The sequence below is a fragment of the Caballeronia sp. LZ001 genome (assembly GCF_031450875.1).
GTDB lineage: Bacteria > Pseudomonadota > Gammaproteobacteria > Burkholderiales > Burkholderiaceae > Caballeronia.
In genome coordinates this window covers 181736-202329 of the sequence record NZ_JARTVX010000006.1, presented here as the reverse complement: position 1 = coordinate 202329, position 20594 = coordinate 181736, and the positions used below count along the sequence as shown (strand labels likewise).

The 20594-nt window shown below is 58.0% G+C and carries 18 protein-coding genes and 4 pseudogenes; 5 read left to right on the top strand and 17 right to left on the bottom strand.

Annotated elements, in window-relative coordinates:
- Window positions 1–179: 179 nt before the first annotated feature.
- The 5 genes and pseudogenes from P9292_RS41595 to P9292_RS41575 all read right to left on the bottom strand — a co-directional run.
- Window positions 180–770 (bottom strand): annotated as a pseudogene (locus P9292_RS41595) (SDR family NAD(P)-dependent oxidoreductase); the annotation flags it as partial.
- Between the two features lie 28 nt (window positions 771–798).
- Window positions 799–2331: pseudogene (gene tnpC, locus P9292_RS41590) on the bottom strand (IS66 family transposase).
- A 57-nt stretch (window positions 2332–2388) separates the two neighbouring features.
- On the bottom strand, window positions 2389–2724 hold the full coding sequence (tnpB, locus tag P9292_RS41585; RefSeq protein ID WP_309851376.1) for an IS66 family insertion sequence element accessory protein TnpB: 336 nt from the start codon (window positions 2722–2724) through the stop codon (window positions 2389–2391).
- Entirely contained in the window at window positions 2721–3116 is a 396-nt protein-coding gene (locus P9292_RS41580; protein WP_309965876.1) for a transposase, read from the bottom strand. The genes tnpB and P9292_RS41580 overlap by 4 nt, the downstream gene beginning before the upstream one ends.
- Window positions 3064–3375 (bottom strand): SDR family NAD(P)-dependent oxidoreductase, encoded by a 312-nt coding sequence (locus tag P9292_RS41575; protein WP_309965873.1) that lies wholly within the window; start codon window positions 3373–3375, stop codon window positions 3064–3066. Before P9292_RS41575 ends, P9292_RS41580 begins: the two co-directional genes overlap by 53 nt.
- Window positions 3376–3567: 192 nt before the next feature.
- On the opposite strand from P9292_RS41575, the gene P9292_RS41570 reads away from it, so the two are divergent.
- Together P9292_RS41570 and P9292_RS41565 are read left to right on the top strand one after the other, a co-directional pair.
- Window positions 3568–4473, top strand: a complete 906-nt coding sequence (locus P9292_RS41570) for an AraC family transcriptional regulator (RefSeq protein WP_309965870.1) — start codon at window positions 3568–3570, stop codon at window positions 4471–4473.
- A gap of 218 nt (window positions 4474–4691) precedes the next feature.
- Window positions 4692–5351: a flavin reductase family protein gene (locus tag P9292_RS41565; protein ID WP_309965867.1), complete on the top strand. Its 660-nt coding sequence runs from the start codon at window positions 4692–4694 to the stop codon at window positions 5349–5351.
- A gap of 538 nt (window positions 5352–5889) precedes the next feature.
- Here the strand turns inward: P9292_RS41565 and gcvA are convergent.
- The 12 genes and pseudogenes from gcvA to P9292_RS41510 form a co-directional block, all read right to left on the bottom strand.
- Window positions 5890–6807: a transcriptional regulator GcvA gene (gcvA, locus tag P9292_RS41560; RefSeq protein WP_309965865.1), complete on the bottom strand. Its 918-nt coding sequence runs from the start codon at window positions 6805–6807 to the stop codon at window positions 5890–5892.
- Between the two features lie 82 nt (window positions 6808–6889).
- On the bottom strand, window positions 6890–7900 hold the full coding sequence (locus P9292_RS41555) for a D-cysteine desulfhydrase family protein (RefSeq protein ID WP_309965862.1): 1011 nt from the start codon (window positions 7898–7900) through the stop codon (window positions 6890–6892).
- Window positions 7901–7952: 52 nt separating this feature from the next.
- Entirely contained in the window at window positions 7953–9149 is a 1197-nt protein-coding gene (locus P9292_RS41550; protein ID WP_309965859.1) for an SDR family oxidoreductase, read from the bottom strand.
- Window positions 9150–9330: 181 nt separating this feature from the next.
- Window positions 9331–10986 (bottom strand): response regulator, encoded by a 1656-nt coding sequence (locus P9292_RS41545; RefSeq protein WP_309965856.1) that lies wholly within the window; start codon window positions 10984–10986, stop codon window positions 9331–9333.
- A complete protein-coding gene (locus P9292_RS41540; protein ID WP_309965853.1) occupies window positions 10976–12436 on the bottom strand; it encodes an ATPase domain-containing protein in 1461 nt (486 codons plus the stop codon). The genes P9292_RS41545 and P9292_RS41540 overlap by 11 nt, the downstream gene beginning before the upstream one ends.
- Window positions 12437–12875: 439 nt before the next feature.
- Window positions 12876–13112 (bottom strand): annotated as a pseudogene (locus P9292_RS43450) (transposase); the annotation flags it as partial.
- A gap of 690 nt (window positions 13113–13802) precedes the next feature.
- A complete protein-coding gene (locus P9292_RS41535; protein ID WP_309965850.1) occupies window positions 13803–14537 on the bottom strand; it encodes an ABC transporter ATP-binding protein in 735 nt (244 codons plus the stop codon).
- Window positions 14537–15105: pseudogene (locus tag P9292_RS41530) on the bottom strand (ABC transporter ATP-binding protein); the annotation flags it as partial. The pseudogene P9292_RS41530 and the gene P9292_RS41535, both read right to left, overlap by 1 nt.
- Window positions 15106–15572: 467 nt before the next feature.
- Window positions 15573–16052: a hypothetical protein gene (locus P9292_RS41525; protein ID WP_309965844.1), complete on the bottom strand. Its 480-nt coding sequence runs from the start codon at window positions 16050–16052 to the stop codon at window positions 15573–15575.
- Window positions 16053–16058: 6 nt separating this feature from the next.
- On the bottom strand, window positions 16059–16253 hold the full coding sequence (locus tag P9292_RS41520; RefSeq protein WP_309965839.1) for a hypothetical protein: 195 nt from the start codon (window positions 16251–16253) through the stop codon (window positions 16059–16061).
- A complete protein-coding gene (locus tag P9292_RS41515) occupies window positions 16253–16528 on the bottom strand; it encodes a phage integrase family protein (RefSeq protein WP_309965836.1) in 276 nt (91 codons plus the stop codon). Before P9292_RS41515 ends, P9292_RS41520 begins: the two co-directional genes overlap by 1 nt.
- Window positions 16525–16929, bottom strand: a complete 405-nt coding sequence (locus tag P9292_RS41510) for a hypothetical protein (protein WP_309965832.1) — start codon at window positions 16927–16929, stop codon at window positions 16525–16527. Before P9292_RS41510 ends, P9292_RS41515 begins: the two co-directional genes overlap by 4 nt.
- A 954-nt stretch (window positions 16930–17883) precedes the next feature.
- Between P9292_RS41510 and P9292_RS41505 the strand changes: the two genes are divergently transcribed.
- The 3 genes from P9292_RS41505 (at window position 17884) to ligD (ending at window position 20563) form a co-directional block, all read left to right on the top strand.
- Window positions 17884–18213 (top strand): hypothetical protein, encoded by a 330-nt coding sequence (locus tag P9292_RS41505; RefSeq protein WP_309965829.1) that lies wholly within the window; start codon window positions 17884–17886, stop codon window positions 18211–18213.
- 166 nt (window positions 18214–18379) lie between these two features.
- Window positions 18380–18589, top strand: coding sequence for a hypothetical protein (locus P9292_RS41500; RefSeq protein ID WP_309965826.1), 210 nt, complete (start codon window positions 18380–18382; stop codon window positions 18587–18589).
- Between the two features lie 12 nt (window positions 18590–18601).
- Window positions 18602–20563: a DNA ligase D gene (gene ligD / locus P9292_RS41495; RefSeq protein ID WP_309965822.1), complete on the top strand. Its 1962-nt coding sequence runs from the start codon at window positions 18602–18604 to the stop codon at window positions 20561–20563.
- Window positions 20564–20594 lie beyond the last annotated feature (31 nt).

Genomic DNA, 20594 nt, shown 5'->3' with positions numbered 1-20594 from the left:
TCATTCGCACGTTGCGCTTTTCCCTTGTGACTCGTGGTGTAGCGTAAAGCGATCCCATGCCCTTTGCGGCGCACGCGTCACCGCTCAATGTAGAGGACCGCAGTGTTTCGTGCCGTTGCCGGCTCGCTATTCACGATTTACGCACTCCCGCCTTATGATACTTCTCACTCATCGCAGCGCTACGAGCCAACTTTTACGCTCATTCCGCCATCTGCCATCACGACTGACCCAACCATGAAGCTGGCGCGCTCGGAGGCTAAGAATAGCACCACTTCCGCGATCTCTTTCGGATTGGCCGCCCGACCGATCGGCGCGCCTTCACCGTGCTTAGCTAGTGCCGCGACGCCGTCGCCGTCTGACGCGACGTTGTTGAGGATGTTCGTAAGTACGTCGCCCGAGCCAACGGCATTGACCCGGATACCGTACTCTATAGCCTCTAGTGCAAGCGTTCGCGTCAACTGTGCAAGAGCCCCTTTCGATGCGGTATAAGCAGCGACCGTGGGGAATGCAAAGTACGAGGCATAGGAAGCCAGATTGACAATTGCGCCGGAACGCTGAGGGATCATCGCTTTCATCGCTTCGCGTGAGTGCAGGAAGGCGCCTGTCACGTTGACATTCATGATGCGCTCCCAGTCGTCGCGCGACATGTCCACCACCAGCTTGTTGATAATGATGCCCGCGTTGTTCACGAGCAGGTCTAGCCGCGAAAACCGTTCGACGGCAAGCGCTACCGCTTTTTCCGCGCTGCCAACGGCGGAGATGTCGGTAAGCGCCCGGCAAAGTCACGGGTGCGCTTAATCAGGAGGCGGCTGGTACCCAATTATGCGGAAGCAATTCAGTGATCTTATCGGCCCTCTGCGTCGGCAGCCGCGTGAGAATATCCTTTAGGTATGCGTACGGGTCGTGCCCATTAAGCTGGGCGGAACGCACGAGACTCATGATAGCTGCAGCTCGTTGTCCAGCGCGTAAAGAACCCGCGAATAGCCAATTCGCCCTTCCGATTGCCCAGGGCCGAATCAGATTCTCGATTCGATTGTTATCAATGGGCACCTGAGGATCGTCAAGATAGCGCGTAAGCGCCTGCCAGCGCTTGAGATTGTAGTCCAGTGCTTTGGCGATCGGCGAACCCGCGACGACGAGTTTGCGCTGTGCGAGCATTCAGACGTGCAATGCTTGTGCAATCGGGCGGCCTCGCTCCTCGCGAATCGCTCGTCGTTGTTCAGGGTTCAAGTTAGCTGCTTCGCGCTCGACGTCGTAGAGCGCCACGAAGAATTTCAGTGCTTGTTCGGCGATCTGGCTTTTTTTGCTCTCGTACAGATCGAAGAATTTTCTCCGTGCGTGTGCCATACAGCCAATTTCCGTGATGCCCAGCTTGAATCCGGCTTTATAGCCGCTGTAATCGTCGACGACCAGCTTGCCACGCCAGTCGCCCAGGAAGGCGCGAGCATGTTCGCCAGATCTACCGTCTGCAAACTCGTACACGACCGCGCGCACGTCTGCGAATTGGGTCGACGTGTACGCCCATAGATAGGCGCAATGTGTCTTCCCTTTGCCGGGGCTCAACATCTGCACCGGCGTTTCATCTGCATGTACGACGGTGTGGCGCAGTAATTCCTCGCGAAGCGCCTCGACCAGGGGCTGCAAACGCACACCGCATATGCCCACCCAGCCGCCGAGCGTCGACTGTGGAATTGCAACACCCGCGCGGGCGAAGATGCGTTCCTGCCGGTACAGAGGAAGGTGGTCGCCGTATTTGGCGACTAACACCTGTGCAAGCAATCCATTAGTCGGAATTCCTTTGTCGATCACATGTGGCGGCACGGGCGCCTGGACCAATGTCTCGCACGCTTTACAGGCCCATTTCCCGCGGATATGGCGCTCAACAGTGAACACGCCCGGCGTGTAGTCGAGCTTCTCGCTGATATCCTCGCCAATACGCACCCGCTGGCAGCCACAGGAGCAACTCAACTCCGTCGGCTCGTGGTGGATATCGGTACGGGGTAACTGGGGCGGCAACGGCAAGCGTTTGGCACACTTGCGGGGCTTCTCCTGCGGCACATCCGAGCGCAGCTCATCGAGCTCAGCTTCCAACGCGGCCAAATCCTCATCGATTGCCTCGTCCAGCAGGCTCAATTGCTCGGTGGTGAGCTGCTCGCTACGCCTGCCGAATTGCAGACGTTTGATGACCGAGAGCTCATGCGTGAGTTGGTCAATGCGCGTTTGGCGGTAGTGCGATTCGCGCGTCTTCTCGTCGACCTGGGTCATCAATTGACGCGCAAGCGCGCGCAGTTGATCGGGGTTCAGAGCGTCGAGATCAGTGGGGGATTCCATGTCCTCAAGTTTGCCAGCACCTGCAAGCCGGGGGAATCGAAACTGTATACGTCTTTGCTATACCACCGCGATGACGTGATCGTGCGCCAACGTCTGCCAGGGCAGCCCGATCACAAGTGCGTGCAGTTGCTCGAGATTTAATGTCTCAGCGACATCGCCATGATCACTGGCCCAAACGAAATGACCCTTGTTCAAGCGTCGCGCAGCAAGCCAGACACCAAATCCGTCGTAGACCAGGACCTTCATGCGCGTCGAGCGCTGATTGGCAAATAAATATGCGTGGTGTGGCCGTGCGGACCCAAAAACCTTCACCACGCGTGCAAGGATGGTATCGGCGCCGGCTCGCATATCAAGAGGTTCGGTCGCAAGCCAAATGGCGTCGATGCGGATCATCGCAACACCTCCCGAACCCAAGCCGCACTCTCACTCAAGCAAAGCTGCGGCCACAGCACTGACACCGTTGTGCCGTTGCGCTGAATGTCGATACGCACGTTCACTTGCGCCGCATCGGGCGCTTGTGGTGTCGGCACAGTCATTGGCAGCGCGATGAAAGCCGCCTTGACGTCGATATCAAGCGAGTTGGGCCCAGGCGGCGTAGCGTCGCTGGGGTCGGCGGCCGCTTTAATCCAGCGTCGCAGCACATTGGGATTTAGGCCATGGGAGATCGCCACGGCTGAACATGAGACGCCGACCTGCCGACATTGGTTGATAAGCTCAGACTTGAACGAGGCGCTATAGGTCCGCCGTGTGCGGCCCGCCGATATGTCTTGGGAAATAGTGTGCACGTGTCCGCTTCCTGATCGTGGAAACGTATGCTCTTACGCCAAGCAATCGAAAACCAGATGTGATCGCCGCGTGCTTACAGATGTCGGCGACGAGTGGTACGACATTCGGTCCTGCCAGCGATTCGACGGCGGGATCGATGTCCTCCGCTATCACATATGCGCCACGTGCCACGAGCAGGTCAGTGATTGCGCGCCCAATGCCGCTAGCCGCACCGGTGACGATCGCGACTTTGTCTCCAACCTCATTGATATCTTGCATGTTCGTTTCCTCAAAAGTCGATTTTCGAGCCATCTATAGATCAATTCAAATTCGTGGATATGAATGTACATGCCGGATATCCGACGAGCCATGGCTGTGGTTCTCGGACCCTTGCCTAAAAGTATCAAACGAGCACATGGACGCCGCGTATCGAATATATTGGTGATTGGCAGTCAATACTTGGGAGGGAGGATGCCTGAGATGCAAAGGCGAATTGTCAGGCTGATCGAGATGCTTGCGCCTAACGAGGGGTGTACGGCATCGATGCTGGACGGTGTCAGCTTCGTTCGTGCAAACCGCTCACTAGGCCGCACTCCCGTTTTGTACGAGCCGAGCATCATTCTCGTCTGCCAAGGCCGCAAGCGCGGGTTCCTTGGAGAAGAGGTGTTTCTCTACGACACAAGTCACTATCTTATCCTCTCAGTGCCATTGCCATTCTCCACCGAAACTGAAGCAACATCCGAGGAACCCTTTCTCGCCGTCACCCTTCGCCTCGACGCGAGCGTCACCGCCGACCTGATGCTCAGCGTGGACATGCCCGGCCAAAAAACACTCGTGGCGCCACGAGGGATCTACTCCACTCCACTAACCGACAGGCTGTCGAACACCCTGCTTCGTCTTCTGGAGGCGCTTGGTTCACAGCTGGAGGCGCGGATTGTCGCGCCGCTCGTGCTGAAAGAGATATTCTTCCTGGTGCTGACGGGCGAGCAAGGCGATGCAATGCGTGCATCGCTCGCGACGACCGGTCATTTCTCGAAGATCGCACGGGCGCTGCGCCGTATTCACAGCGATTACGCCAAGCGTATCGACGTCGATAGTTTGAGCTACGATAGCGGCATGAGCGTGCCGGTGTTTCACCGCCATTTCAAGGCTGTGACTCATACGACTCCAATTCAATATCTAAAGTCGACACGACTGCACCAGGCGCGCCTGTTGATGATCCGCACCGGGTTGACGGCAGCTGCCGCGTCCGCGACGGTGGGCTACGAAAGCCCATCGCAATTCAGCCGGGAATTTAAGCGAGAATTCGGCCGATCGCCGACTGAGGAAATCGAACAGATGAAGACCGCGTTCAATTGGTCCGCGTCAACGCTTTGAGCTGAGTCTTGGTTTTTGCGCGCTTACACCGCCCACGCTAATAGCAAGACTAGTTTTCGACCCCGCACGCAGCGGTTCCTGGCCTAAGAAGATCGTTTGACAGCTTCCTGGCGTGGATCGGACTGTTCCCAGGTTGATCATAATTACGGAGCAAAAACCGGAGTGTGCCTGACACAATGCGATCGCATCATGCATACATTAACTTACGGAGCTAATTTATGAATGCGTCCCACGTCGTCGTCGAACCTCATATTCTGTATCCCGGCACCCCCGTTGTTTTAGTCAGCACGGTCAACGAAGATGGGAGCGACAACCTCGCGCCAATATCGTCGGCTTTCTGGCTTGGCTGGCGAGGCGTGCTCGGCATTGCGTCCGACTCGCAGACGACGCGCAATCTGCTTCGCAGCGGCGAATGCGTGCTAAATCTTCCGTCTCCCACCGAAGTCGGCGCAGTCGACCGCATCGCGCGGACGACCGGTAAGTATCCGGTGTCTGAGTTCAGGCGGGATATGGGCTACGTATATGAACCGGATAAGTTCGGCCGTGCTGGGATGACGAAATTGGCGTCCGAAACTGTCGAAGCGGCCCGCGCGCTCGAATGCCCGATCCAACTCGAGGCGGTCGTGGCGGCAACGCATGGGATCGGCGAGGACAGCGACGAGCTACGCGGCGCGATCCGCCTGTTCGAAGTGCGTGTCCAGCGCGTGCACGTTCATCCGGATATGTTGATGGAAGGTCACGTCAACCGGATAGATCCGGACAAGTGGTCGCCGTTGATCATGAATTTTCAGAAGTTTTATGGCCTGAGCGAACAGGTGCATCCTTCCCGACTTGCCGAAATACCGGAGACTGCTTATGCCTGTCTGGCAAAGGTCTAACGCCGGACCTAAAAATTCCGTTCTGGATTTCCAAGATTCTTGAAGCACGTCGCTCGCTGTGGAGCACTGATTATGCTGAATCGACTGAACCTGGCATCGCCTTGCCGACCGAATCCGTAGACGACACCTCTCCTTGATATTCGAGCCTTCGCTACGGCGTGCGTACCAGAGGAGGCGACCGAGACACATAGACGATGAAGAGGCCTCCGCGCATGAGGCTTCTTCCATCGTGAGGGACGCGGAGCAGCCGCTCCAGCCAACGAAAGGTCTTCGACTGGTGCGAAGGAGCTTCATATCTTCGCTCGACCAAGAGCCGATTTGGGCGGTTCGGCTCGTGCAATCGCGAACGAGAGGCCGTGGCGTGTGCCGCTCGTTCCACTGAGCAAACGTCCTGTTCTCTCGTTTATCGACGTTGCGGCGCTGGTCCGCAATAAGCTTCAGCAGCTGCGTGGCGCTCGCGTTTACGTCGATCGCGCCGAGGATTTTCAACTTGTCGGTGTTGAGGTAGCACGCAGGCCTGGGATGAAGACTCCGAGTGTCATCCCCGTGCGCCAGCTTCTTCTATTAGCCATTCCTTGAAGGCAACGACAGGCGCCGAGTTCTCGTTCGCTTTTTTGTGCACGAGGTAATACGCGAGTTCACAGCTTTGAACTACGTCGAACGGTCGAACGAGGCGCCCCTCCTCAAGGTCCCTTTCAACGAGTGTGGTCCGTCCAAGTGCGACTCCGTTTCCTGAGATGGCCGTCTGATATGCCGCCGCCGAATCGTTGATCTGGATGCCCCGATTGCAGTCGACGCTATTTCTGCATCCAGCTTTCTGAAGCCATGAGCGCCACGTCGGGAACACGCCCGACGACTGCATTGAGACATCATGGATCAGGAGATGGTGCTTAAGATCGGCGGGCGTTTCCAGACGTTGCTTGCCGCGCAAGAGAACCGGGCTGCACACAGGGAAGAACTCATCGCGCAAAAGAAATGTCGATGTGAGGTTTGGCCATTTGCCCGCACCGTAGCGGATGCCGACATCGACCCGGTCGGCAGTGAAATCGACGAGACGGTTACTCGTGTCGATGCGCAAGTCATAATACGGATGCCGCTGCTGAAATCGGTCGACACGAGGCAGCAACCACTTGTCGGCAAAGGCGGCGGGAACGGTGACGCTGAATGCCGTGCGCGACTTGCTCGCCTTGAGCTGTTCAACGGCCTCGGACAGCAGGTCAAATCCCGATTGCAGTGCTGGCAGTATGGACCGTGCAGCGTCCGTCAGAAACAGTCGCGTTGCGCCCGATGTGGTCCGATGGAACAACTCTACTTCGAGGGTGTCTTCAAGGCCGCGGATCAAGTGCCCGACTGCCGCGGGCGTGACGCTTAGCTCCTCAGCTGCCGCAGCGTAACTTAGATGACGGGAGACCGCTTCGAAGGCGCGGAGTGCGTTCAGGTTATGAGGTGCTCGCATCTGAATAGGTCACTGTCCATAACGGATCTTCGCAACGCATTTAGCCAAAGTCTATCGTGTCGTCAAGCGCGGGTCGCGCACTTCAGAATGCGTTTCGATACGCGAACAATCCTGGCAGACCTCCGGTCATCAAGAACAGGACATTTTGCCCGGAACGGTAGCGGCCAGTTCGTACATCATGCAGAAGCCCGGCGAACGCCTTCCCGCTATAGACCGGGTCCAGGAGCAGCCCCTCCGTTCGGGCAAGTGTGCGCAATGCCTCGCGCATGGCGTCGGTTGGCAGGCCGTATCCATCCCCAAGATGCGAATCGTCGATGTTCAGGTCGCTGGCGGAAAACTCCGCCTTGTGTCCAAGCAGGTCCAGCGTTGCAGTCGACTTTTCGAATGAGACGATGCGTGACCTGTCTTCGTCGGCGAGCACGGCATGCGAGCGAACAAACGCGGCTGTTCTTCCCTGAGCGACGAACCCCGCAACCAGGCCGGCATGCGTGCCGCCGCTCCCGTGCGGGACGACGACTTCGTCAAAATGCACACCCATTTCCGATGCCTGCGTCTCGATCTCCACGGCGCATGCGGCATAACCGAGACAACCGACAGGGCTCGAGCCCCCCAACGGAGCGACATACACACGGCGCCCCAGCTCTGTCAGGGTCGTGGCACGCCGGGTGGCAAACAGCAACGCGTCTTCCGAACCCGGCAGGTCATGGACAGTAGCGCCCAGCAACTCATCCAGTAGCACGTTGCCATTGTCGGTGTAGGTCGCGTCGGTTCTGGGAACCGAGCGAGTAAGAACCAGCTCGCATTGCAAACCGGCCCGCGCTGCCGCAGCGGCCGTGAGTCGTGCATGGTTCGACTGGCGCGCACCGACGGTAATTACGGTATTCGCACCTTGCGCAAGCGCCTCGCCAATCAGAAATTCCAGCTTTCTCAGCTTGTTGCCGCCTCCTCCGAGCCCCATCAGATCGTCGCGTTTAACGAAGATCCCGACGTTGCCCAGCCGTTGTTCGAGCCGGGTGAGACGCTGGACAGGCGTCGCGCCTTCCAGCAGAGCGAATCGGGGATAAGCGGCCAGATCAGGATGTCCTTCTTGCATCGTGAATCCTCCATCGATGTGGGGACGCCATCACGGCGGCCCCACCGTCACACTAGATTTGCGACAGGCCACCATCAACTACGAATTCAGCGGCGGTCGTGAACGAAGAGTCATCGCTCGCCAGAAACAGAACCGCCTTCGCGATTTCGGCGGCTTCACCGAAGCGCTTGAGCGGCACTGCTGCCTGAATGACGGCTGCGGTGTCGGAGAGTTGCCCTTCGGTAAGGCCGAGCTTGGTGTGGAACGGCGTTGCAATCGGCCCCGGGCTGACGGCGTTGACGCGGATGCCGCGCGGCGCAAGCTCCGCGCCGAGAGAACGCACCAGCGACCGAATGGCTGCCTTGGTCGCCGAGAGAACGGATAGGCCCGGCGTGCCGACTGTGTTCAGGAACGATGTCGTGGCCACGATGCTACCTCCATTCGGGATGAGCGGCGCCGCCTTTTGAATGGTAAGGAACAAGCCGGTAAAATTCAGAGCAAATTGCTCCTGAATCATCTCGGGAGTAACCGCTGCTAACGGGGCAGCCAGACCCGCCCCAGCGTTGGCGAATACGACGTCGATATGGCCGAACGTCGCGGCCACATCGCGGATGGCGCGGTCGATGTCGGCGGCATTGCGGAGGTCCGCGGAGAGAATCAGCGCGTCGCCGCCCAGTTCCTTAGCTGCGGCTTCGAGACGGGCCGGATTTGTGCCGATGACAGCAACCTTGGCGCCTTGCGCACGGAACAGCTTGGCAGTCTCCAGACCGATACCTGACGTGCCGCCAGTGACGAGAGCGACTTTGTCTTGCAGCTTCATGGTAAATCTCCTTGACGTGAGTTGACGAGGACCGTTGGCGTCTTCGATGAAAACCATTTTGGTCGACCGCAAACCGCACGACAAATGAGAAGAACTAGCGACCCAAAATAAAAAATCTAGTTTGAAACGTTTAACGCCTTTGCCGACCGTACAAAAACTTCTTGAATAACAATCGCTATCGCCATCTGTGCTCGGATTGAGCTTTTCGCGACTGCCCAACACATTTCTGTAGTACTTGCGGTTGGTGACGCTGGGTGTCACGTCGTTGTAACGATTAATTGAAGAACCTCTGTGTGCCTCATCGACAAAGTTGATGAACGCGCGCGGCGCGCGCAACACATGCGCGGTAAGGCAGGTAAGCGCATCAAAATTCGCAAAGGCCAGCGTGTCAACAAACCGATTTCGGTTGAACCCGCGATGCGAGCTGGGTCGGACAGCATGGTTGATCAACAGCAGAAGGATGTTAAAGCCTCGAACAAAGCCTGTTCCATGCGACGTGCAAGTTCTGCTACGAGCACAGCATCCATTGTAAGACATCGAAGAGATAACGCTGCACAACGACTATTTGAGGTCCTAACAAGGCTGCTCGGCAGCGTCGGAACTCCTAAATTGCCTAATGCTCACCCGCGCACTATCTCGTCAAGGTTGTCTCGATCCGTTCAAGCAAGGCGTCCATTAGGAACGGTTTAGTCATTACCTGCAAGCGCGCATCAGGTTCTCCTTCGGAGAGTACAGGCGTTTGCGAATACCCCGTAATGAAGATCACGTCAAGCTCGGGACGTTTAGCGCGCGCTTTTGCAATCATCTCCAGCCCGTTCATCCGCGGCATGCCAACGTCGCTTATCACCAAATCAACCACGGCATCTGATTGTAAGATTTCAAGTCCTCGTACGCCGTCACTTGCCTCGACAACATCATGACCGACGTTCTGAAGAATCTCAGCGATTAACGCTCGCACATTGGCCTCATCGTCGACCAGCAAGATTCTCTTGCGTACTACCAGTAAGGTTTCACCCTCGTGAGTAACGGGGTGCTCGACAGCACTTACCCGCGCCTCTAGTTCTGGCAGCCAGATCCGAACAGTTGTTCCCTTCCCGACGACAGTCTCAATGCTGGTATGTCCCTGCGATTGTCGAGCAAAACCGTAGACCATCGACAGACCGAGTCCGGTGCCTTGATCCATCGGCTTGGTCGTAAAAAACGGATCGAAAGCCCGCTCAGCAACATCGCTTGCCATTCCCTCGCCGTCATCGATGACCGCACTCGATATGTAGCTCCCGGGCGCAAGCCCGTATCGCTTCGCCTCGTCGGCGTCAAGGACGACCTGGCTTGTCTCAATAACGAGGTGGCCACCAGCTGGCATTGCATCCCGCGCGTTGATGCAAAGATTGAGCAGCGCATTTTCAAGTTGCGGTGGGTCGCATAAACAGTGCACCGGCTCTGGATGTAATCGCGTCTCCACATTGACAGACGGACCTACAGTGCTTCGCACCAAGTCAAGCATGTCGAGCACGAGCCGATTGACGTCGACGGGCTTTGGATCAAGGATCTGCCGACGGGAAAACGCCAGTAGCCGATGCGTCAGGGCGGCGGCGCGGTCTTTGGCGCTCGCGATGTTTTGCACGTACCGCTCAAGCTCAGTGCTTCTTCCCTGCTTCACCTTGAGCTTGATCATCTCAACACTAGAGCCAATCACTTGCAAAAGATTGTTGAAGTCGTGCGCCAAGCCCCCGGTAAGCTGTCCGATCGCTTCCATCTTCTGCAACTGGCGCAAAGTCGCCTCTACGGCTTGCAGTTCTTTGGTTCGCTCGGCAACTCTTTGCTCCAAAAATCGCGACGCCGCTTCCAGCTCAATCAAGTGGGTGCGTGTCTGGTACTGGCGGGCGCGAATGCGCGCCATCGCGCGTGCAGCGCTTTGAAGGTCTTCACGGCGCAAGGGTCGAGCAAGCAAGGTGACATTGCCCAGGCTGCGAAAAAGTTCCCATCGTCGACGGCTACTTGCTCGATGACCTGCAACGGTTAAGATTGTGACGGGGAGGTCCGACCATATTGGTTGACGCTCGAGTGCCTCAACGAGTGATGTATCGTCGACTAACGCTTCTTCCGCTACCATCAAGCCAGCGCATGTACTGCTCCCTCCGTTCAACAGATAGTCGCCGAACTGCTCAAGCGTTCCGAGGACGCGCGCGCGCAAGTCGACAGCGTCCAACACCTGCACGATGGTCAGTGCGTCGGCGCCCGAGGGAGCACAGACTGCAATACTGTTGCCGATCGCTTCATCTGCCATGATTATTATTGGACTTAATAGCAAGTAGCTCTTCGGCGGCGCCGGTGTAAGTCGGTGCGCCCGTGAAAATTGCGTTTAGCGCTTCCAGAGCCGGGCCAATTTCCAGCCCATCGGAGGACAACTGATACTCGTGTATCGCCATGTCGTGAGCGCCGGTGCGCCGCTTAATGATCGAGATTGCACGCCGGAGCCGTCCAGCCGCCTCGAAAAAACGGCAGAGGATGACCGTGTCGCTCAAAAAGCTCAGATCGATTGGGTTCTCGACGTCGCCTACGACGCCTTGTTGTGCAAGCACAAGAATCGTGACGATGCCTCGCTTATTCAGATAACTGAGCAATTCGTGAAGATGCAGGATGAGGGATTGTTCTTCCGGCATTGTGTTGAGGTACGAGTTGACGCTGTCGATCACCACGACCCGCACATTTCGGTCTTCAACATCACGTCTGACCTGCCATACGAACTCACCCGGTGAGATGCGCGAAGGATTGATGCGGTGCCAAAAAAAGCGCTCTTCCTGAATCGCCTTCTCGGGGTCCAGGTTAATCGACTTGCTTCGCCGCAGGAAGGTCTCGTACGTCTCATCGAAGGAAAAGAGGCTTGTCGCTTCACCGTCGGCTACCGCCGAAAGCACGTAGCTCAAGGCGATTGTGGATTTTGCGGCTCCCGACGGGCCAATCAACATGGTGGTCGTCCCGCGATCCAGCCCTTGCGGGAGCATGTCGTTCAAACTTATAAACACGCTTGTGAGAGGCGGACCTTGCACGTCGCTTTCGTGCTCCTCCGCGATGAGACTTGGGAAAACAAGTACCTCCCCAGTGGCAAGCGCATAGTCGTGCCAGCCGCTCATAATGTCGACGCCGCGCATTTTGCTGATCCGCATTCGACGGCGTGCTGCACCGTAGTCGCGCTCAAATGAGCGTAGCGAAACGACCCCATGGACAAAGTTGTGCAGGTCGCCTTGGTCGTCCTCGGCAAGATCATCGAGCAAAAGTGTCGTGATCTTCCTCCCTTGAAGAAATCGCTTCAACGTCAAGAGTTGCAGTCGAAATTGCAAAGGATCCTGCGCAAGCATGCGCACCTCTGCAATACTATCGATCACCAGCCGATCCGGATTCACTTGCTCAATGCGCTCCATGAGTCGGCTAATCGTCTTCCCGAATTCGACTTCGGCCGGGAAAAGCACGGTCTGCTGCCGCTCGGCATGTGCTTCGTCAGGGATAAGCTCAAAGAGTTCGATCCCGTCTAAATTCCAACCGTGAGTGCTGGCTGCTGTGATGAGCTCTTCGACCGATTCGGACAACGTTACATACAGGCAGCGTTTCTTCTTTCCTAAACCGTTGAGCAAGTAACGGATTGCAATCGTCGTCTTGCCCGTTCCGGGTGCACCCTCAATCAGATGCAGCCGGTTCTCCGGTAGCCCTCCGCGCAGAATGACATCCAGTTCTGGCACGCCCGTTTCAACGATCTCAAGTTTCTGTTGCAAAGGCATATAAGAAGAAAAGAAAAATTAGCGACGGCCCCTGAACGCAACTTCTAGTCCCGCGATGAGAAGCGCGAAAGCTCTCCGTGCCCTTCCCTTCTCTTTGCCCTGCGTAAAAGCAGTTTTTCGACGGGCTAGGACAGATCACGCCGCGACCCCGAATTATGGCACGGGCATTGCTCCGAGTGAGCCGCGACGATTTCACGACCGCGCGCCCGATGCAGTCCTTCGAAACGCGCATTCCTGCCTTTAAACGCCGGCGCATGTCCGCGCTGAGGCTCGTGGCACGGTGACCGCTAGTGACTCTTCGATGCTCCTCTCGGTCGCTGCGAGATCAACCCGAATCTTTAGCTCAACGCGCGCCCGCCCGCAAGGCTGCTGCTCGCCCCTCACAAGGAGCCGTTGAAGGCTAGCAAATCTGCTGCTTGAAGTAGCGGCTATACGGCGGACCTCGGCCGCTGTTTGGTGTCACCCCGTCAAGGGCCATGTTGGGGGCGCTCGCGAATATATTGCCACATCCATCTCTTTTGCGAACTGCTGGACGTGCGCCAGATCATCCCCGTGGTACTGCGACCGCCATTCATAACGAACCGTGCGGTTGAAGCGTTCCACGTAGGCGTTTCTGCTGCGGCTTGACCAGCTGGATATAGTTTAATGCGACATCGCGGTGCGAGGCCCAGTACGTGATCGCGTCACTCATGTACTGCTGGCCGTGGTCGCAACGTATCGCCAACGGCTTTCCCGCCACTCAATGTTGGCTATCCGTGAACTTCTACTTCTTCTTTGCGTAGAACTCCCTTTGCTGGAAATTCTACTTCCGAGCTCGCTTACTGGACGGGGGTATCACCCGGACCGCTCAGCATCGTTAACGCAGGCGACCGAAGACCAAGTTCCAGACTAAGCTGCATTATTGGATTTGTACTAGTAGCAGAAATAGCGCACCTCTACATATGGTGTGTGCGTCGTTGCCTGCTCTTTTCAAGGCGAAGACGGACCACGCTGCGTATAGAGCGTCATGGTAGCCCAGGCAGACATTGCTGCGTCGAGACCGGAATGAGGTCACTAACGTCGACTATGAGCGCTCATTGGACGGCGTTCACAACTTCAGGACGTCTCTCAGCAAACGGCGTCTGGATACGCCATCCTGGCGCTGGTAGCCATGATCGGCGCTATGCCAATGGCACGGGTGATTGATGATCCGGCGCCGCCGGTGTCCGTGCTGGAGGGCGTCATGACAAGCCTCAGACGGTGTGAAGCTATAACAGCGTCTGGAGCGAGCGGCGTGCTGTCTGCCTTTCCGTTTTTCTCCCTGCATCGCAAAGCGTTCATCCTGGCGCTACGTGAACGCTTGCTCCCCCAGATACGCCGCACGCACCTTCGGATCGTCGAGCATGATCTTGGCGTCGCCGGACATGGTGACCACGCCCGAGTCCATCACATAGCCGCGATTCGCCGCCTGCAACGCCAAACGCGCGTTTTGTTCGACGAGCAACACCGTCAGCCCTTCCGACGAAATCTCCCGCACCACCTCGAAAATCTTCTCGACCATGATGGGTGAAAGACCCATCGACGGCTCATCGAGCAGAAGCAGTTTCGGACGCGACAACAACGCGCGCGCCATGGCGAGCATCTGCTGTTCGCCGCCCGACAGCGTGCCCGCATATTGCGATGCGCGCTCCTTCAGCCGCGGGAAGAAGCCGAACATGCGGTCGGTGTCCTTCTGAATCTGGTCGGCGTCGTTGCGCAGATAGGCGCCCATCTGCATGTTTTCCAGAATCGACATGCGCGCGAAGATGCCGCGGCCTTCCGGCACCATGGCAAGACCGCGCTTGAGCAACTCGTGCGTCGGCACGCCACGGATCGACTGACCCATGTATTCGATGTCGCCGCCCGAATACGGCTTGAGACCGGTGATGGCCTTCATCGTCGTGGTCTTGCCGGCGCCGTTCGCGCCGATCAGCGTGACGAGTTCGCCCTGTCCGACTTCCAGATCGACACCCTTCACCGCCTGGATGCCGCCGTAGTTCACCTGCAAACCCTTGACCTTCAACATTGCGCTTGGCGTCGCCATTAATGCACCCCCGCACCCAGATATGCCTCGATCACCTTCGGGTCCTTCTGCACGTCCTGCGGCAGACCCTCGGCGATCACCTTGCCGTAATCGAGCACCGTCATGCGGTTGCACAATCCCATCACGAGTTTCACGTCGTGTTCGATCAACAGAATCGTCTTGCCGTCGCTACGGATCTTGTCGAGCAGACGCGTAAGCTCCACTTTCTCCGTCGCGTTCATGCCGGCGGCCGGTTCGTCGAGCGCGAGCAGCTTCGGATCGGTCGCCAGTGCGCGCGCGATTTCCAAACGCCGCTGGTGGCCGTACGACAGATTGCGCGACGTGTAATCGGCGTATTGCAGCACGCCCACGTATTCGAGCAGCTCGAGCGCGCGCTCCTTGATCTCGCGCTCTTCGCGCCGCTCGGACGGCGTCTGAAACACCGCGCCGATGAGACGTGCTTCGTGCGCACATGGCGTCCGACCATCACGTTTTCGAGCGCGGTCATGCCGCCGAAGAGCCGGATGTTCTGGAACGTGCGCGCAATGCCCGCCTTCGCCACCTGATACACCGCCGTCGGCGTATAACTGCGTGCCGAAGGTATGCCGGAATGCGTGTGCATTCACGCGGCCTAGTTGGACACGCTCATCAAGACTCAACGTATCTATCGTTTCAACCAGGCACTTCATCATTCGACCGATTAGCCTGTTGAGCCCGTCCGCCGTATAGCCTACCTCATCGGCAGGCAAAGATTTGTTTGGTAGGGGATGCGGGTCACCGGTTCCCGCATGTCGATGACGTCGGCGTGACGCATTCGTCCATGGAATCACAACGGGTGCCAGTAGCGGCCCGTGCGGAATTGTCGCCGGTGCCCAGTTGGTTTGAGTGCCGTCGAACATCCTCCCGCGATCTTGCCAATGCGCGCGTAGTGCAGCAAACGTCGCGGCGCTGACGGGGACGGTGCGTTCGCGCTGTCCTTTGCCAACGATTGTGAGTTCCCACACGGGCCGCGCAAGCGTCCCGTACGCCGAGGGTCTAAGACATTCGCGACGTGCCTTATGCGGCCTCTTCGCGCCGCAATCCCGAATCGCCCATCAAGAGGATTGCCGCGCGCACGGCACGCCATTGGCCAATTGCCCCGAATTCGCGCGGCTGTGCCGCGAGCGGGTCATCGCAACGCACATCAAGCTCGTCGCGCAAGCGCCGCCACAGGTCAACCGGTAACGCCCGATCGATCTTCATGCCATTCATGCGACGCACCGCCGGCGGATCATTCACTGCCGTCCATGGATTGCCGCCGAGGTAGCGCACATCCACCAGCCACGCGAAGGCACTGCGCAGCAACCGAACCGCGTAGCGTTGGGATTCGGGCGACAGAACGGCCGACCCGTTGGCGACCGAGGCAAAGGGTCGCCAGCGCGGCGAGTGGCGCGCAAAACGCTCCCCCACAAACCGCGGATCGGGCTTTTTTAGAAAATCCTTATAGACTTCGCAGTCGTCCACGCGCAGATCGCTCAGCGCCTTACCGCGCAGCACTACCGCCTACAGTAAAAAGCGCTCGAGTTCTTTGGTGTAGGCGCGCAACGTTTTTGGCTGATCGCAATAGCGATTCAGATAGGCGCGCACCGCATCCAAATCGTGACTCGCCTGGATATAGCAGAAGGCGGTCGAGCGGTTTTCGCCCTCGGCGCCCAAAAGAGCGTGCGGTACGGCCAACCGTTCGAGCGGCGCGAGCACTAGGCGGCTCGCGGTCTGATTTTTCTCTTGGTCCAAGAGAGAGCCGGTGCCACCTCAATGAGTTCAGCCGCCACCAACGGAACGCCAAGCTGCTCGGCCGAATCGACATCGGCCTCGATGGTCAGTTGCAGCGCCGCCTGCTGACGCCGCAGCAAACTGACGATCGCGCGGGCGCGACCCGGACCGATGCGCGAGATCGACCGCCACCAGCTGCCGCCACGTCGATTGCAGAAGGCGACTAGCTCGGCCAGCGTGGTGATGCCCTCGCCTTTCAAACGCCGGGCGATGCGCGGACGCAACCACGCCCCAATGGCGTGATCCGGATGTGGAGGCAGCGCGCCGCCAGTTGCGCTGCTTCCGTGACCATCCGGAAGGTCACCGCCGTGAGCTTGGCGTGCCCGTGTTGACGGACGGACGCGCGCAGATGCTCGGCCAGCGCGGTCGAACCATGTGCAAGTGCTGGCGTCACCAGCGTATCGAGCATGGTTTTGAGATGCCGCTCCATCGCGCCAGGAGTCACAGCATGCGGATCGTCGTCGGGATCGTAGTAGGTCCGGGCGATGACAGCCGGTGCGATACGCTGGACGTACGCACGCAGCGCGGTGAAGTCCTTGGTCGTGTAGCCCCGCTCAAAAGTGAGCCTTTCCGGGGGGCGCGGCTTCGAAGCATCAAGCATCGCGCTCTGCCTCATCGTCGCCCTCGCCCGCGCTAGGCGCGCGCGGTAAATCGCGAAACATCGGCGGCACGAGCGCCGACAGGCCAAGTCGCGTCAAGGTCGTACGGGCTTGCCGCATGAACACGTCAGGCCACGTCCCGCAGAGTATCTCGAATGCCAGGCGCGCCTTGCACAATTGCCTTGCAAGCCATAGGTCTTCAAACTGTTCGCCCCACAGCGCCCGTTGTACAAGCGTGATGCCACCGCATGCGCAACATAATCCAGCACCGGCAAAAACCGTTGGTCTTCCACAATCGCGTTACGTAGCTTTGCGCCAGTGCGGTCAGCACCGCAAGCTCGATCCCGCTTGGCCGAATGGGTAAAGGCTGTGGCGGCCAAATCCGAAAGCGACGCACTTGCGGCACGACGCCAGAGCGTCACGCTGCTATCGAGCTGAAGGACCGCGCGGGCGATCTCTTGGTCAGAAAAGCCGCTGTTGCCCTGTGCCACGGGGCGCTACCACCTCAGGTAAATAGGAAAAGCCCAATTTTACCCCTCAAACGCTATCCCGATAATACGGCCTTATCAGGCTTGAATGATCGATAGATGTCGACAATCGGCATCGTTCGCGACGATGAGCCGTGCCTCACCGAGTTGTTCAGACGAAGTGCGACCACTGTTCGCGATAAGCAGATCATTGACTACACGATGTTGCGCACTAGCCGTTCAAAATGTTCATGCATGGCACCACACTAGCGCTTTTTCTCGACCTAATATCGAGCTCTTTGCTCTCGCCGTTTAACCATGCCAGTATCGAAAAAGCGCAAAAGGCCGTCCGAATCGAGAACCGTACAACCGCGCCGTAAAAAGCAGTTGTATTTGCCTCTAAAGCAGCCGGAATCTGACCAGTTGTGCTTACAAGCGCGCCTGTGGTTTCAGACGATACGGGAAGGTCGAGGGGATAGAGCCGCCGCCATGAACATGGCTTCAATCTCACTGATGTGTGAGATGATCACGGCAGCCGGCGATGGTCTATTGCCGCTACCTCTAGTCCAACAGGCTCGAAAAGGTGCCTTTGATGCGTTAGATAATGGCGCAAGCAGTGGTGTGTGGACATTCACGGAAGCTTTAACCAATCAATTCACGCTGGTAATCAACGAATACGATCGCCAAATGCGCGAGACCCGACTGCACGCGATCATTGGGGCATCAGAGAAAGTCGAACACCTCCTTGCGAAGCAAGGGCAATCGCGAAATGAGGAGCGTCCAAGCGATGAGATAGCGGACGGGCCGGCTGCCATTTAGGTGGTTGAGAATGGTGACACTGCACTGGCACACTGTCCAGGACTAGCTCAACTTAAATCCGCGCCATGTCGTTCGCTGACATATGCTATCCCCGAACAGCCGCAACGGTCATCGGAACACGTTTTGCTTCATAAAACTACCCTGAAATTCACGAGAGGAGGCTTCCATGGCCGATCAACACAAGCCCGGCGAGACCGTGAAAACATCCGGCATTTACAAGGTGGTTCACGAAGGTGACGGCGGTAGCGGGTTCGAAGTGACGTGCGTCGAGGGCGAACATTTCCCGCCCACCCGGAGCGGGAAAGGCGCGCATTATGAATTGGTCTATGGGGCGACCCATTCACATAAGCACAGCGAGCTAGGCAGTAAGGATTAAGGCAAGCTCGCCATGGCACGGGCGAAGAAACCCCGGCCTCATCCTCTGGAAGAGGCGGGGGCTTTTCGTGCGTCTTTTCCGCAGGCGATTGCCCCGCAATTGGCCTCTTTAGTTTCGGCGCCGCCGACGCAAGGAGAGTGGTCCTACGAAATCAAATTCGACGGTTATCGCCTGATGGTGCGCTTGGAGGACGGGAAACCGGCCTTGCTCACCCGCGGCGGTCATGACTGGACCGACAAGATGGCTGGCCTTCGCGAGGCGCTTTCCAGCCTACCGGCCGAGACCGCTTGGTTGGATGGCGAAGTGGTTGTATTGAATTCAGGTGGTCTGCCTGATTTCAACGCGCTGCAGAATGCGTTCGACCGGCGAAGCACGGCGAAGCTGACGTATTTCGCGTTCGACCTTATATACCTCAACGGCTACGATCTTCGCGCGGTGCCCTTGCGATCGCGCCGCGCCTTGCTGGCTGAATTGCTGGGAGAGGTCAACGACGATCGCATTCGTTTCAGCGACAATTTCTCTGAAGACCCCCAAAGCCTGGTCGCCTCCGCCTGCCGCATGCAGTTGGAAGGCATTATCGGCAAGCGCGCGGACGCGGCTTACGTTTCCGGCCGGTCAACGGATTGGATCAAGGTGAAATGCCTGCTTAGGCAAGAACTTGTCGTTGGCGGAATTACCCACACGAAGGGCGCCAAGTCCGGGCTTCGAGCGCTAATGCTCGGCGTCCATGAACGTGACGGTTCCCTGCGTTTCGCCGGCACGGCAAAACCGAAGCTGCGCCCGTCACAATTGACGGCGCTTGAACGTAAGTGCGACGCGCTGACACGCGCGGAAAGCCCGTTTTATAACCCGCCTGTACCGGTAAAAGACCGCGCTCATGTCTGGCTGGATCCGCGCCTCGTCGCGGAAATATCCTTTCTTGAATGGACGCCTGGCGAGGTCCGGCATCCGGTCTTTCACGGCATGCGCGACGACAAACCGGCCGAGAACGTCACCGAGGAACCGGTGGTCGACGTGGAATACGGTGAGCCGGTGGAGAAGGTGACGGGATCGACGCGGGCGGCGCCGCGCGGTCGTGGCAACCTGGCGCTGGCCGGCGTCAATGTTTCGAATGCTGACCGAATTATCGACACCGTCACCGGCCTGAAAAAGATTGATCTCGTCCGCTATTACGACGAAATCGCGGAATGGGCGCTTCCGTACCTGCAGGACCGCCCAGTGTCGTTGGTTCGGGCTCCTGATGGCATCCAGGGTGAGCTATTTTTCCAGAAGCACGAGGAGCGCGCGAAGATCCCAGGGATCACACGCCTTCCGAAAGAACTGTTTCCCAACCACCAGCCACTGCTTGCCGTCGATGCGCACGAGGCGCTCATCGGCTTGGCGCAGATGAACGTGATCGAGCTGCATTCCTGGAACGCGGTGCGGCCGGATCTGGAGCATCCCGATCGCTTTGTCCTCGACCTCGACCCAGACCCGCAGTTGTCGTGGCGGATGATGACGGAGGCGGCGCAGCTTGCCAAAGTGCTCCTCGATGAAATCGGCCTCAAAAGCTTTATAAAGACCAGCGGCGGGAAGGGGTATCACATCGTTATTCCGGTTTCCCGTCGGCAGGATTGGGATGACGTGAAGGGATTTTCCAAAGCCGTCGCACAGCATATGGTCAGGGTGATGCCGGACCGGTTTTCGGCGGTGCTCGGCCCAAAAAACCGCGTCGGTAAAATATTTATCGACTACTTACGAAACGGAAAGAGCGCCAGTACCGCCGCAGTGTTTTCTGCGCGGGCGCGGTCAGGACTTGGCGTCTCTATCCCGGTTGCCTGGGACGAGCTGCCAGACATCAATGCGGCCGATCAGTGGACGATCAAGACGACCGCGCACCGTCAACGGACGCTCGGCGCTGACCCATGGCAGGGATATTTCCGCTGCCGGCAGGGCATCACCGCAGCAATGCGCCGTGCCGTCGGTATGCGGTAATAGGACCGATACGCCAGGAACGAGAGAACGA